The 13,478-nt window shown below is 53.1% G+C and carries 11 protein-coding genes; 8 read left to right on the forward strand and 3 right to left on the reverse strand.

Features of this window, described 5'->3' with window-relative positions; all coding sequences use genetic code 11:
- The first annotated feature begins 2 nt into the window (after nt 1-2).
- From ACX1CU_RS10415 to murJ, 3 genes are all read left to right on the forward strand, one after another.
- On the forward strand, nt 3-647 hold the full coding sequence (locus ACX1CU_RS10415; protein ID WP_459402477.1) for a YceH family protein: 645 nt from the start codon (nt 3-5) through the stop codon (nt 645-647).
- The gene (locus ACX1CU_RS10420) at nt 640-1,557 is read left to right on the forward strand and encodes a Gfo/Idh/MocA family protein (RefSeq protein ID WP_459402478.1); all 918 of its coding nucleotides are present in this window, start codon (nt 640-642) and stop codon (nt 1,555-1,557) included. Before ACX1CU_RS10415 ends, ACX1CU_RS10420 begins: the two co-directional genes overlap by 8 nt.
- A 119-nt stretch (nt 1,558-1,676) precedes the next feature.
- A complete protein-coding gene (gene murJ, locus ACX1CU_RS10425) occupies nt 1,677-3,212 on the forward strand; it encodes a murein biosynthesis integral membrane protein MurJ (RefSeq protein WP_459402479.1) in 1,536 nt (511 codons plus the stop codon).
- A gap of 69 nt (nt 3,213-3,281) precedes the next feature.
- Here the strand turns inward: murJ and argS are convergent, their stop codons facing one another.
- Together argS and hiuH are read right to left on the reverse strand one after the other, a co-directional pair.
- Complete coding sequence (gene argS, locus ACX1CU_RS10430) at nt 3,282-5,012, reverse strand: arginine--tRNA ligase (RefSeq protein WP_459402480.1); 1,731 nt, start codon at nt 5,010-5,012, stop codon at nt 3,282-3,284.
- Nucleotides 5,013-5,255: 243 nt separating this feature from the next.
- On the reverse strand, nt 5,256-5,666 hold the full coding sequence (hiuH, locus tag ACX1CU_RS10435; RefSeq protein ID WP_459402481.1) for a hydroxyisourate hydrolase: 411 nt from the start codon (nt 5,664-5,666) through the stop codon (nt 5,256-5,258).
- Nucleotides 5,667-5,801: 135 nt separating this feature from the next.
- Between hiuH and hprR the strand changes: the two genes are divergently transcribed.
- The 3 genes from hprR (at nt 5,802) to ACX1CU_RS10450 (ending at nt 9,005) form a co-directional block, all read left to right on the forward strand.
- On the forward strand, nt 5,802-6,482 hold the full coding sequence (gene hprR, locus ACX1CU_RS10440; protein ID WP_459402482.1) for a response regulator transcription factor HprR: 681 nt from the start codon (nt 5,802-5,804) through the stop codon (nt 6,480-6,482).
- Complete coding sequence (locus ACX1CU_RS10445) at nt 6,475-7,830, forward strand: heavy metal sensor histidine kinase (RefSeq protein WP_459402483.1); 1,356 nt, start codon at nt 6,475-6,477, stop codon at nt 7,828-7,830. The genes hprR and ACX1CU_RS10445 overlap by 8 nt, the downstream gene beginning before the upstream one ends.
- A 611-nt stretch (nt 7,831-8,441) precedes the next feature.
- The gene (locus tag ACX1CU_RS10450; protein WP_459402484.1) at nt 8,442-9,005 is read left to right on the forward strand and encodes a VOC family protein; all 564 of its coding nucleotides are present in this window, start codon (nt 8,442-8,444) and stop codon (nt 9,003-9,005) included.
- Here ACX1CU_RS10450 and ACX1CU_RS10455 read toward each other — a convergent pair.
- Nucleotides 9,002-10,153, reverse strand: a complete 1,152-nt coding sequence (locus ACX1CU_RS10455) for a MalY/PatB family protein (RefSeq protein ID WP_459402485.1) — start codon at nt 10,151-10,153, stop codon at nt 9,002-9,004. The genes ACX1CU_RS10450 and ACX1CU_RS10455 overlap by 4 nt on opposite strands.
- 94 nt (nt 10,154-10,247) lie before the next feature.
- Between ACX1CU_RS10455 and cutC the strand changes: the two genes are divergently transcribed.
- Nucleotides 10,248-11,006: a copper homeostasis protein CutC gene (gene cutC, locus ACX1CU_RS10460; protein ID WP_459402486.1), complete on the forward strand. Its 759-nt coding sequence runs from the start codon at nt 10,248-10,250 to the stop codon at nt 11,004-11,006.
- 1,112 nt (nt 11,007-12,118) lie between these two features.
- Nucleotides 12,119-13,474 carry an MFS transporter gene (locus tag ACX1CU_RS10465; protein ID WP_459402487.1) on the forward strand — a complete coding sequence of 452 codons (1,356 nt, stop codon included), beginning with the start codon at nt 12,119-12,121 and terminating at the stop codon, nt 13,472-13,474.
- The last annotated feature ends 4 nt before the right edge of the window (nt 13,475-13,478 follow it).

Genomic DNA, 13,478 nt, shown 5'->3' on the forward strand with positions numbered 1-13,478 from the left:
AAATGAAATATGAATTGAGTGCTAAAGAAGCCCGAGTGATTGGTTGCCTGCTGGAAAAACAGGTGACTACGCCCGATCAATATCCGCTTTCCCTGAATGCCATCACCTTGGCGTGCAACCAGAAAACCAACCGCGAGCCGGTTATGGACCTGTCGGAAAGTGAAGTTCAGCAGACTCTTGATTTGCTGCTGAGAAAACACTTTTTGCGCACGCTGAGCGGTTTTGGTAACCGGGTGGTGAAATATGAACACCGCTTCTGCAATTCGGAGTTCGGCCAACTTAAACTCTCCCCGGCCGAGTTGGCAGTGATTGCAACGCTATTACTGCGTGGTGCGCAGACGCCAGGCGAACTGCGTACCCGCACCAACCGTATGCACGAATTCAGCGATGTCAGCGAGGTTGAAGATGTCTTACAGCAACTGACCGTGCGTGAGGATGGCCCGTTTGTGGTGCGTTTGCCGCGTGAACCCGGCAAGCGTGAAAGCCGGTTTATGCACTTGTTCAGCGGCCAGATCGAAGAAGCGCCTGCCGAGATTGAACCCGCTACTGGCGCTGAGCTGAGCGAACGGGTAGCGGTTTTGGAAGCTGAAGTGGCCGAACTGAAACAGCAATTGGCACAGCTGCTGGTGCGGGGGCAACATGAGTAAATTACGTATCGGCGTGGTTGGGCTTGGGGGGATCGCGCAAAAAGCCTATCTGCCGATCCTCAGCCATGCGGTGGATTGGCAACTGGTCGGCGGTTTCTCACCGAGTCAGCAAAAGGCGCAGCCGGTGTGCGATAGCTATCGTATGGCCTGCTTTTCACGGCTCGATAGCCTGGCACAGCAATGTGACGCGGTGTTTGTACACAGCAGCACCGCCAGCCATTTTGCCGTGGTGACTGAGCTACTTGAACTTGGCGTGCATGTTTATGTGGATAAACCGCTGGCAGAAACGCTGGAACAGGCGGAACAGCTGATCGCGCTGGCTGACAAACGTGGCAAAGCTTTGATGGTCGGTTTTAATCGGCGTTTTGCGCCGCTGTATTGCCAACTGAAACAGCAAATGCATCTGCCAGCCTCGATCCGCATGGACAAACACCGTGCGGACAGCGTCGGGCCACAGGATCTGCGTTTTACCCTGCTGGATGATTATCTGCACGTGGTGGATACGGCGCTGTGGTTGAGTGGCGGCACGGGGAGTCTACTGAGCGGCAGCCTGCGCGCCAACGAAGCCGGTGCCATGCTTTATGCCGAACATCATTTTGCCTGCGGGGAAACGCTGGTCACCACCAGTATGCACCGCCGTGCCGGTAGCCAGCGCGAAAGCGTGCAGGCGGTGAGCGACGGGGCGGTTTATCAGGTGAACGATATGCGCCAGTGGCTGCGTGAGGATCCGCAGGGCGTGGTTGAGCAACCGGCGGCGGGTTGGCAGACCACGCTCGCTCAGCGCGGTTTTACCGGTGCCGTGCAGCACTTTATTCAGTCAGTCAGCAATCAGACTACCCCAGAAACTGCGGGTGAGCAGGCGATCTACGCGCAGCGCCTGATCGAACAAATGCTGCGTGATGTCGGATAACCCGCTGTAACCTATGGCGGTAGCTATTATTTCTGTGGATCCGTAGACTATCGCGATTCAACTGACGCCTGCTGTTGCAGGCGTTGATATTTACACATCGTACTCATCAGAAAAACCACATGAATCTACTGAAATCACTGGCAGCCGTTAGCTCGATGACCATGTTCTCGCGGGTGCTGGGCTTTGTGCGTGATGCCATAGTGGCACGCGTTTTTGGGGCTGGGATGGCCACGGATGCCTTCTTTGTGGCGTTCAAATTGCCGAACCTGCTGCGGCGCATTTTCGCCGAAGGGGCATTTTCTCAGGCGTTTGTGCCTATTTTGGCCGAGTACAAAAGCCAGCAGGGGGAAGAGGCGACGCGCACCTTTGTGGCTTATGTGTCCGGCCTGCTGACGTTGGTATTGGCGGTGGTGACGGTGCTGGGGATGTTGGCCGCGCCGTGGGTGATCTACATCACTGCGCCGGGCTTTACCGATACGCCGGATAAGTTCGCTTTGACCTCAGCGCTGCTGCGTATTACGTTCCCTTATATTCTGTTGATCTCGCTGGCTTCGCTGGTGGGTGCAATCCTCAACACCTGGAACCGTTTCTCTATTCCCGCCTTTGCGCCGACGCTGCTGAACGTCAGCATGATCGGTTTTGCGCTGTTTGCCGCACCTTATTTCCATCCGCCAGTGCTGGCATTGGCCTGGGCGGTGGTGGTCGGCGGCGTGCTGCAACTGGGTTATCAGTTACCGCACCTTAAAAAGATCGGCATGCTGGTACTGCCGCGCCTGAAGCTGGGTGACGCAGGGGTTTGGCGAGTCATGCGCCAGATGGGTCCGGCGATCCTCGGGGTGTCGGTCAGCCAGATCTCGCTGATTATCAATACCATTTTTGCCTCATTCCTGGTGTCTGGCTCGGTGTCATGGATGTATTATGCCGATCGTCTGATGGAGTTTCCTTCCGGTGTGCTGGGCGTGGCGTTGGGAACCATCCTGCTGCCTTCACTGGCGAAAAGCTTCTCCAGCGGTAATCAGGATGAATACAACCGCCTGATGGATTGGGGTCTGCGTCTTTGCTTTGTTTTGGCGCTGCCGAGTGCGATTGCGCTTGGGATCTTGGCCAAGCCATTGACCGTTTCTCTGTTCCAGTACGGTAAATTCACCGCCTTCGACGCGGCGATGACGCAACGGGCGTTGGTAGCCTATTCCGTTGGCCTGATGGGGTTGATCGTGGTGAAAGTGTTGGCACCGGGTTTCTACTCCCGCCAGGACATCAAAACCCCAGTCAAGATTGCCATCATTACTCTGATTATGACGCAGGTGATGAACCTGATGTTTATTGGGCCGCTGAAGCACGCCGGGCTTTCACTGTCGATCGGCCTGGGTGCCTGCCTGAACGCCTCGCTGCTGTATTGGCAACTGCGCAAGCAGAAAATCTTCCAGCCGCAGCCGGGTTGGGCAATGTTCCTGACCAAGCTGGTGGTAGCGGTGCTGGCGATGTCTGTGGTGTTGCTGGGGATTATGTGGCTGATGCCCGCCTGGGATCAGGGCAATATGCTGGCTCGGTTGCTGCGGTTGGCGGTGGTGGTAGTGGCAGGCGTAGTAACCTATTTTGCGGTGCTGGGGGTACTGGGTTTCCGGCCGCGAGATTTTGTCCGCCGGGTGGCGTAATTTTCCCTCTGGTTGTAAATAAAAAAGGTCGCTAGCGAAAAGCGACCTTTTTTGCATTCTGCATCTGGCTTACATGCGTTCGACGGTTTCGATCCCTAGGGTTTCCAGGCCGGTTTTCAGCGTTTTGGCGGTCAGCAGCGCCAACTTCAGGCGGCTTTGACGGGCCTCTTCGCTCTCGGCGTTCAGGATCTGGCAATGCTCGTAGAAACCGGAGAACAACCCGGCCAGATCGTACAGATAAGTACACATCACGTGCGGTGTGCCTTCACGAGCCACCACGGTGAGGGTTTCTTCGAACTGCAACAGACGAGTAGCCAGCGCAATTTCACGCTCTTCGGTCATCACCAATGGCAGAGTCAGATCACTTTCATCGACGCCAGCGCGTTTGAACACCGAAGCCACGCGGGTGTAGGCATATTGCATATAAGGGGCGGTGTTGCCTTCGAAGGCCAACATGCTGTCCCAATCGAAGATGTAATCGGTGGTGCGGCTTTTCGACAGGTCGGCGTATTTCACCGCGCCGATGCCGACGATATTTGCCACGTTTTGCATTTCGTCAGCCGACATGTCCGGGTTCTTGTCAGCAATCAGCTTGCTGGCGCGTTCGATGGCCTCATCCAGCAGATCCGACAGTTTGATGGTGCCGCCAGCACGGGTCTTGAACGGCTTACCGTCTTTACCCAGCATCATGCCGAACATGTGATGTTCCAGCGTTACCGCATCTGGCACGTAACCGGCTTTACGCACGATCGTCCAGGCTTGCATCAGGTGCTGATGCTGGCGCGAATCGATGTAATACAGCACGCGATCGGCACCCAGCGTTTCATAGCGGTATTTGGCACAGGCAATATCGGTGGTGGTATACAGATAGCCGCCGTCTTTTTTCTGGATGATGACGCCCATCGGGTCACCGTCTTTATTTTTGTATTCGTCGAGGAAGACCACGGTAGCGCCTTCGCTCTCTACCGCCAACCCTTTCGCTTTGAGATCGGCGACGATGTTCGGCAGCATGGCGTTGTACAGGCTTTCACCCATCACATCATCTTCGGTCAGAGTGACGTTTAGGCGATCGTAGGTGATCTGGTTTTGCGCCATGGTGATGTCCACCAACTTACGCCACATCTTCAGGCAGTAGTCATCCCCCCCTTGCAGTTTCACCACGTAGCCACGGGCGCGCAGGGCAAAATCTTCGTCTTCGTCGTAGTTTTTCTTCGCTTCACGATAGAACTGTTCAAGGTCTGACAGGCCCATCTCGCTGGCATGCTCGTTCTGCATTTTTTCCAGGTAGGCGATCAGCATACCGAATTGCGTGCCCCAGTCGCCGACGTGGTTGGCGCGGATCACGTTATGGCCAAGGAATTCCTGGGTGCGGGCTGCGGCATCACCGATAATAGTGGAGCGCAAGTGGCCAACGTGCATCTCTTTTGCCACGTTTGGCGCAGAGTAATCGATAACAATGGTCTGCTGCTCAACCGGGGCAACGCCGAGTTTGGGCGCGCTCAGAACCCAATCGGTCTGACGGGCAACCCAATCACTGTTCAGGAAAATATTGATAAAACCGGGGCCAGCGATCTCGACTTTGTTGGCGATATCACCCAGTTCCAGCAGTTGCACCACTTTTTCTGCCAACTGCCGTGGTGGCATACCGAGTTTTTTCGCCACGGACATGACACCGTTAGCCTGATAATCACCAAACTGCGCTTTCGCTGACTGACGAACCTGAGCTTCGCAATCTGCAGGTGCGCCTGCGGCAATCAGCGCCTGGCTGACTTTATCTGATAGAAGAGCCTGAATATTCACCGGGTTACCTTAATACAAACGAGGGCCGTGCAACACGTCCCTCAGGATTCAAAGGTGGTTTTTGTGCCAACTCGCGAGCGGATGGCTAACCACAAAACAGCCTGCAATTGTATCTGATTAGAGGCGCCGCGTCAGCAGTTGACGCGGGCAGGGGGAACGAAAACCGAGGAAAAAATGGGGCGATGAATAGCGATATGAACACTATCTTCTCGTAATAACGAAACCAGGCTGCCTGTGCGATCATCAGCTACCGCGATAGGTTGAATAACCATATTGGCTCAGCAACAGAGGAATATGATAGTGCTCCTCGGTCGAGCTAATGTGGAACTCTACCGGGATCTCAGGGAAAAAACTTTCCTGCTTTTGCTCAGAGAAGTATTTTGCCGTTTTGAACACCACGCGGTAATCACCCGCTACCGGGGTTTGGTCAGGGTAGAGGGCTTTGATGCGGCCATCTGCATCGGTAGTGGCGGTATTCAACATCTTCCAGCCATTACCTTGCTTTTGTTCAAGCGTAACTTCCACGCCCGGCGCAGGCTTGCCGGTTTGTTGGTTCAATATGTGGGCGCTTAACAGATTTTTCCCGGCGGCCATAACAGCGGCAGGAGCGGCAAGCATGGCTGCCAGGGTCAGTGCAGATAAATATTTTTTCATCTTAAATTCTCCAAGTTGAGTACGACGTCCTTTTTACACTCATGTCCTGTCGAAACAACTGTCAGAAAGATGACAATATTGTCAGATTGACCAGAAATACTGGGGCAATAACTTAACTCATGCCAAACTTGCCGTATGAAACTCTTATTGATTGAAGATAACAAGAAAACCAGCGATTGGCTGTGTAAAGGGTTGCAGGAAGCTGGGTATATTGTGGACTGCGTTGACGATGGGCGAGATGGCTTGCATTTGGCTATTGAACAACACTATGCACTGATTATTCTGGATATCATGCTGCCCGGCATGGATGGATGGCAGGTATTACGCACCTTAAGAACCGCGCGTGATACACCGGTTATCTGCCTGACAGCCAGGGATTCGGTTAGCGATCGGGTAAAAGGGTTGGATCTGGGGGCTAATGATTATCTGGTGAAACCCTTTTCTTTTGCTGAACTGGTGGCCCGTATCAGAACTCAGCTACGGCAAAATCACCAGGAAAGCGCCATCTTGAAGGTTGCGGATCTGACCATTGACTCCACTCGCCAGTTAGTGACCCGAGGAGGAGTGACGGTGCCGCTGACGCGCAGAGAATTTACTCTTCTATGGTTGCTGGCCAGCCGTTGCGAAGAGATTTTGCCTAGAATGCTGATTGCCAGCGAAGTCTGGGGGATCAATTTCGACAGCGATACCAATGTCATTGATGTCGCGATCCGCCGCCTGCGCCGTAAGGTGGATGATCCCTTTGAGCTGAAACTCATCACCACAATAAGAGGTATGGGATACCGGTTGTCAGGGCAAGGCAAGCAAGATGCGTAGCCCTTCGCTGACGCTGCGGTTAACCGCCATATTTACGTTGACCATCATGCTGGCTTGCGTCGGTATCAGCCTCACGCTTTACAGCGCTTTGCGCCACGAACTGATATGGCGCGACGACCAGACACTGATCAATCGGGCAGCCCAACTGCGGCAACTGTTGAAAGACGGTGCCAGCCCGCGCTCGCTGCTGCTCTATTTCAATCACATGATAGACAATCGGCAAGATATTTTAACTATCCGCTCAGCAGGTAAATTTGACGTTAACTTCAATCAGACAGGGGTTCCTTTACCTGAGCTGAACCCTCTTGCTGCTGGGGTCTACCCCAGTTCAGGTAACCTGCGTCGTTGGATCAGCGACACCGGCATCGAGGTAACCGCCCTGAGTTTGCAGGGGGAGTCCGAGGGGATCCCGGTCACCATCACCGTTGCCCGTGTTGCTCAAGAAAGGGCAATGATGCTGGCCAGCTATCGCCGTAAAAGCCTGATGGTATGCCTGGCTGTTCTGCTGCTATGTGCCGCTCTAAGCCCCTTGCTGATCCGCCGAGGGCTGTATGCGATCAAAATGCTCAGTAAAATAACCGCCGAAACGGGCAGTGATAAACTTCAGCATCCGCTGCCGTTGGACGAGTTGCCGCAGGAGCTTCTGCCCCTGGGTGAAGCGCTGAATGTCATGCGCCAACGGTTGGCGGATGATTTTCTGCGTTTGACGCGCTTCGCCGATGATCTTGCTCATGAACTGCGCACGCCGATTAATATTCTGCTCAGCCAGAACCAGATCGCCTTAAGCTATCAACGCACTCAGGAAGAGTATCAATGTCTGCTGGAAGGGAATATTGAAGAGCTTGAAAACCTCTCTCGCCTGACCGGTAACATTCTTTTTCTTGCCCGTGCAGATCACCGCAATGTGTGCCTCACTAAAGAAACCTTTCCAATTTATGACGCATTAGACGATCTGACCGATTTTTTGGAGCCTGTGGCGGAAGAGAAAAACATCAGCTTCAGCTTACAAGCCTCTGGGAACATGAGTGCCGATAAAATTCTCTTCCAGCGCGCCATCACCAATTTACTGACGAATGCCATTCGTTATGCGCCAGAATCCGGGGTTATTTTAGTGTGTGCACACGCTGAGGATGAGTATATTGCGATCTCAGTACAGAATCAGGGTGAACGTTTAGAGTCACCCGAGAAGTTATTTACACGATTCTGGCGAGGCGATAATGCGCGCCATGAGCCAGGCACCGGTTTAGGGCTTTCACTGGTGAAAGCCATCGCCGAGCTGCACGGTGGGTATTCCTATTACCAGCATCAGGATGGGAATAATATCTTTGGTATCAGGATCAAGCGGTGACGGTTCGCCGTCTGTTGGGGAAAGTGACTTCGTGAAACTCATGATAACGTCAGTGATTAGGGGCTTAACGTCTTCTATTGTGGCGAGCAGAGCGCAATGCGCCGCTTCGACGTGTTTTGTAATGGCGATAGATTGCATAACCTGCAATTATTATCAGCACAAGAGAGATAGCTAGGAGAATCATACTTATCTACCCGAAGTTAAATACGACTTCACGTTATCGTAATAAATAAGTTCAGGCAATGAAACCCGTGAAAATTGGGATGAATCTCGCAAATGTCTCGGTTTTTTCATCACAAAAATAGTGTGACAATTCTTATTTTATCAACGCGCTTGGATGATAATTAATCATCTTGTCACGCGCGATAAGAATGTTGTTCTATTAAGTAAATTTAATAATTCCGTTATTTATAAATGAAACCTAAACAAGAATGGCTGATTTTTTTATTACTGCGAAAGGGTGAGCATTCTTAGTAAAATAAAACCCTGTACCCAAAAAGATAATGTTCATCCATGACCGAGGTTTTTTACTGAGTAAGGCATAGCCTGCATTGCATCCGACGTGTAAATTATCGCACCCGTTATCTGTATTTGGAGAAGTTGAGCATCCTATGGTCCCTTTGTCATCAATCATCGAACTTAACGATCTGGCGCAGGATTTACCGCGCTTTGAGCAGGCGCTGAGCCAGTTGGCGGAAAAGCTGCATCTCGATCTGTCACAATTCAGCGCCGACCATATTTCGGTGCGCTGCCATCAGAACAGTACGGCCGATCGCTGGCGCCTGGGGTTGTTGCAATGCGGTGCTTTACTGTCGGAGTCGGTGATCAACGGTCGGCCAATTTGCCTGTTCGATCTGGCAGTGCCATTAAAGGTCGGTCCGTGGCTCATCGACTGTGTTGAACTGCCTTATCCGGGCGAAAAGCGTTATCCGCACGAAGGCTGGGAGCATGTCGAACTGGTGCTGAGTGGCGATCCGGCCACCCTTTATGCACGAGCGCTGAGCTGCTTGGCAGATGAAGCACTGCTGCTGCCGGGGATCAAACTGAAGCAGAGTGCGCCAAAAGGCGAGGGCGAACGTTTGCCGAACCCGACGCTGGCACTGACGGATGGCAATATCACCATTAAATTTCATCCGTATCATATCCGCGATATTGTGGCCAGCGAGCGGGGTTAACCTGCGCTAAGGCGTTGGATCGCCTGCGCCATGCGATCCAGCGCTTCAGTCAGCAGTTCGCGTCGGCAGCCAAAGTTAAGGCGCACAAAGCGGCGGTCGCCAAAGTCCAGCCCAGGGCTCAGGCCAACGCCGGCTTGCTCAAAGAATGCGTGCGGGTTGTCTACCGCCAAACCGCTGCAATCGATCCAGGCCAGGTAGGTGGCTTCCACCGGATGCAATTGCAAGCTGGGCATCTGGTTAATACGCCCGATCACCAAATCACGATTGCCCCGTAAGTAATCCAGTTGTTCGTCCAGCCACTGTTGCCCGCCGCTGTAGGCAGCCTGCGCGGCAACCAGCGCCAGGATGTCCACTTCCGGCACAATGCCACTGCGCGCCCGGCATAGCTGCAAGCGCAATTCGTTGTCAGGGATGATGGCCAGCGAAGCCCCCAATCCGGCGATGTTAAAGGTCTTGGAAGGGGACATCAGCGTGATACTGCGCTGCGCCGCATCGTCATTCAGGCTGGCAAACGGAATATGCTGCAAGCCGGGCTCCAACAACAGATCGCAATGGATCTCGTCCGAACAGACGATCAGATCGTGACGGCGGGCGAACTCGTGCTGCTCCAGCAGTTCCTCACGCCGATAGACGGTGCCGCCCGGGTTTTGTGGGTTGCACAGCATCAGTAGGCGCTCATGGCCTTCAAGCAACGGCTCTGCACTGTTGAGATCCAGCACCCAGCGCTGATTTTCCAGCCGTAGCGGGATTTGCCGTTGCGCACGGCCAGCGAATTTCGCAGCTTTACGAAAAGGGGGATAAATCGGTGAGGGGGCGAGGGTACCTTGGCCTTCAGTGGTAAAAGCACGCACGCATAAGTTCAGCCCGCAGATCAGGCCCGGCAGGAAAACCAGCCACTCCGGCCGAATGTGCCAGCCATAGCGCTCTGCCATGCGCTGGGTAAAAATCTGGCCAAGCTCAGGGGACGGATAGCCGTAGCCGAAAACGCCATGTGCAACGCGCTGTTGCAACGCGTCGATCACCGAAGGGGGTGAAAGAAAGTCGGTGTCGGCTACCCAGAGTGGAATAACGTCGCGATCGCGATATTTGGCCCACTTAACGCTGTCACTGTGACTGCGGTCTATCCATTGATCAAAATTGAATGCCATAGTTAGCCCCTTGAGCCTATGCGATAAATCCTGTAACTATAGCGACTTGTATAACAACTGCTGTAGCATTTTTAGCCGTTATCTGGGGGTAACAATGATAAAACTGGAAGTTTGTTGCTATAGCGTCGATTGTGCAATGACGGCTGAACAGGCAGGTGCCGACCGTATCGAACTGTGCGCCAGCCAGAGTGAAGGGGGATTGACCCCCAGTTATGGTTCACTGCTGCTGGCTCGGGAACGGGTGAATATTCCCGTACACCCGATCGTTCGCCCGCGCGGTGGGGATTTCTGCTACAGCGCGGTCGATTTCGAGATCATGAAAAACGACATTGCCCATATTCGCGATCTGGGATTTGCCGGTGTGGTGGTGGGGATGTTGGATGACGAGGGGCATATTGATCTGCCGCGCATGCGCGAAGTGATGCAATTGAGCGGTGAGATGGCGGTGACTTTCCACCGCGCGTTCGATATGTGTCAAAACCCGCTGGTGGCACTGGATCAATTGACGCAATTAGGGGTAGCGCGCATTCTGACTTCAGGGCAACAGCAAAACGCTGAACTGGGGTTACCGCTGCTGCGCAATCTGCTGCAGGCCAGCCAAGGGCCGGTGATTATGGCTGGGGCCGGGGTGCGGTTAAGCAATCTGCACAAGTTTGTCGATATCGGCATTCAGGAGTTACACAGCTCTTCTGGGCATACGGTGCCATCGACCATGCGTTACCGCAAAGCGGGGGTGACCATGTGTGCCGATAGTGAGTTTGATGAGTTCAGCCATTACTGCGTGGATGGCGAAATGGTAGAGGCAATGAAGAATGCGCTGGCCCTGGTTGACCCAATGACCAAGAGTGCCTGAGCACGCTGCGTGATATCTCGCTTTTCCATTGTCAGGCCCCGATTAGTCGTAATGCCGTTCACTTAAGCGCAAAACGGCATAATTATGCAGCAGGTGCTGAAGGTGTGGCCTCCCTCTCCCTGTGGGAGAGGGCCGGGGTGAGGGGCTTTAGTTTAGTGATCTTCCCCTCACCCTAACCCTCTCCCCCGAGGGAGAGGGAACTGGTTAGCCTTAACTGATCGGCATTGCCGATTAGTCGGGGCTTTTTAATTTCAACCACCGAAAATAAAAGCCTATAACGAACAGACAAAAAAAAGCCCTGTTCAGGGATGATCGTACAGGGCGAGGCGTATTAAAGTAGTCAATTATTATTATGTTGGGCGTTACCAACACTTAGAGCTTAGTTTAGAAAAATGCACCTTGTTGGCGCTGCATATTAAGAACTTTCCGAAAATAAATACGCAGGCTAATGGTATCACTCGGTCGTTTGCCACAAGCTACAGTCTGCTGCTGATGTGTAGCTGGTTAGTGGTAAGCAAGCGGTGACTTTTATTTCATTACAGTGGGTTGGCAGAGTTTGCTCACAGATCAAAAAAAGCCCTGAGCAGGGTAGAGGTGCTCAGGGCGAAGTTATCAAACATTCACTGGTGTTGGCGCGATACCAACACTTTTATTTTAGTTAATAATTCGCTAATGCTTATGTTTTAATGTTGCATTAATGTAACTATTAGTTGCACGCATGCGGGCAAGTCGAGTGACGTTGTCACTTGTTAGGCCTCTAAACCCTGCCTTTGATAAAGCCATCAGCAAGATACCCCGCGTTGAATGGATAGCCACTGAGCTCAATGATTAATGAAATGTTAATTGAGTCACATAAGCTCGATATCTACCTCCATGCATTAATTTTTTAATAATTTGATTTTAAATGAAATTATTAACTCACCAACGCGTGTGTGTTCGGTGTTCGCACAGTAATTAATTTAACAATATTGAAACTTTTCAGTGTCAGTGTTTTCCTTTAAAGGCGATTGACGCACTTTTGTTCGATTATCGCACGCAAAGAAGGGATTCTCAGGTTCTTGCCTCGCGTTCCCTTATGGTCACAGTAGCTCAGCCAACCAAGGAAGCGCTCTATGCCACATGAAAACACGATTGATGTACAAGCACTGATCAATAACAGCCGATTCTCACCCTATCAGTGGTGGATACTGGCGATGTGCTTTTTAACGGTTGCTCTGGACGGTTTTGACACGGCGATTGTCGGTTATATTGCGGCTTCGCTAGTACAGGAATGGGGGATTGAAAAAACCTCGCTGGGCCCGGTGATGAGCGCGGCGTTGGTTGGCCTTGCCGTCGGGGCATTAACCGCCGGGCAATTGGCGGATCGTATTGGCCGCCGAAAAGTATTGATTCTCTCGCTGCTGGTCTTTGGTGGCTTCAGCCTGCTTACCGCTTTTGCCACCAATTTATCGATGCTGACTTTACTCCGTTTCCTCACCGGATTGGGGTTGGGGGCTGCCATGCCTAACGCCGCGACGTTGATGTCGGAATATGCTCCCGAACGCCGCCGTGCCCTACTGGTGAATCTGATGTTCTGCGGCTTCCCCTTGGGATCTTCACTGGGCGGCTTTGTTTCTGCCTGGTTGATCCCGCATTTTGGCTGGCAAAGCGTGTTTATCTTGGGCGGTGTGGCCCCATTGCTGTTGGCGCTGGTGCTAATGGCCGCATTGCCCGAGTCGGTGCGCTTTATGGTGCTGCACGGTTATGCGGCTGAACGTATTACTACCGTGCTGCGCCGCATTTCGCCGCAGCAGTGGGTAACGCCGCTGCGTTTTACGCTGAACGAACAGGGCGAAAAAACGGAGAAATCCGCGCTGCGGGTGATCTTTTCCCCGCATTACCTGCGCGGCACCCTGATGCTATGTCTGACCTACTTTATGGGGCTGATGATTTTCTATCTGCTGACCAGTTGGCTACCGCTGCTGATCCGTGAAACGGGCGCTTCTCTGCGTCAGGCGTCGGTGATTACGGCATTGTTCCCCTTGGGCGGCGGTATTGGGGTGTTGGCAATGGGCTGGCTGATGGACCGGATGAATCCACACAAAGTGGTGGCCGTTGGTTATCTCCTCACCGCGCTGTTCGTATTTGCTATCGGCTTTGTTAATACCAACCCGCTGTTGATGGGGGGCGTGGTGTTTATTGCTGGCGTCTGCATGAACGGTGCGCAGTCATCCATGCCCGCACTGGCCGCCGGTTTTTATCCGACCAACGGCCGCGCCACCGGGGTGGCCTGGATGCTGGGCATTGGGCGCTTTGGCGGCATTCTTGGCGCGATGAGCGGCGGATTGCTGATGCAACTGCAACTGTCGTTCAGTGTGATCTTTACCCTGCTGGCGATCCCGGCACTGGTCGCCGCGCTGGCGTTGATGGTTAAACATTTTTCCCTCAGGGAACCTGCATTGCTGGGCTCTCTGAACAAGGCTCAATAAGGAG

Source organism: Serratia sp. D1N4, assembly GCF_054552755.1.

Excerpts from the sequence above, each read along its gene's own strand:
- ACX1CU_RS10455 (WP_459402485.1), bottom strand. The coding sequence starts at position 10,153 with ATGGCATTCAATTTTGATCAATGGATAGACCGCAGTCACAGTGACAGC.
- ACX1CU_RS10445 (WP_459402483.1), top strand. The coding sequence starts at position 6,475 with ATGCGTAGCCCTTCGCTGACGCTGCGGTTAACCGCCATATTTACGTTG.
- ACX1CU_RS10420 (WP_459402478.1), top strand. The coding sequence starts at position 640 with ATGAGTAAATTACGTATCGGCGTGGTTGGGCTTGGGGGGATCGCGCAA.
- ACX1CU_RS10450 (WP_459402484.1), top strand. The coding sequence starts at position 8,442 with ATGGTCCCTTTGTCATCAATCATCGAACTTAACGATCTGGCGCAGGAT.
- hprR (WP_459402482.1), top strand. The coding sequence starts at position 5,802 with ATGAAACTCTTATTGATTGAAGATAACAAGAAAACCAGCGATTGGCTG.
- ACX1CU_RS10415 (WP_459402477.1), top strand. The coding sequence starts at position 3 with ATGAAATATGAATTGAGTGCTAAAGAAGCCCGAGTGATTGGTTGCCTG.
- murJ (WP_459402479.1), top strand. The coding sequence starts at position 1,677 with ATGAATCTACTGAAATCACTGGCAGCCGTTAGCTCGATGACCATGTTC.
- hiuH (WP_459402481.1), bottom strand. The coding sequence starts at position 5,666 with ATGAAAAAATATTTATCTGCACTGACCCTGGCAGCCATGCTTGCCGCT.
- ACX1CU_RS10465 (WP_459402487.1), top strand. The coding sequence starts at position 12,119 with ATGCCACATGAAAACACGATTGATGTACAAGCACTGATCAATAACAGC.
- cutC (WP_459402486.1), top strand. The coding sequence starts at position 10,248 with ATGATAAAACTGGAAGTTTGTTGCTATAGCGTCGATTGTGCAATGACG.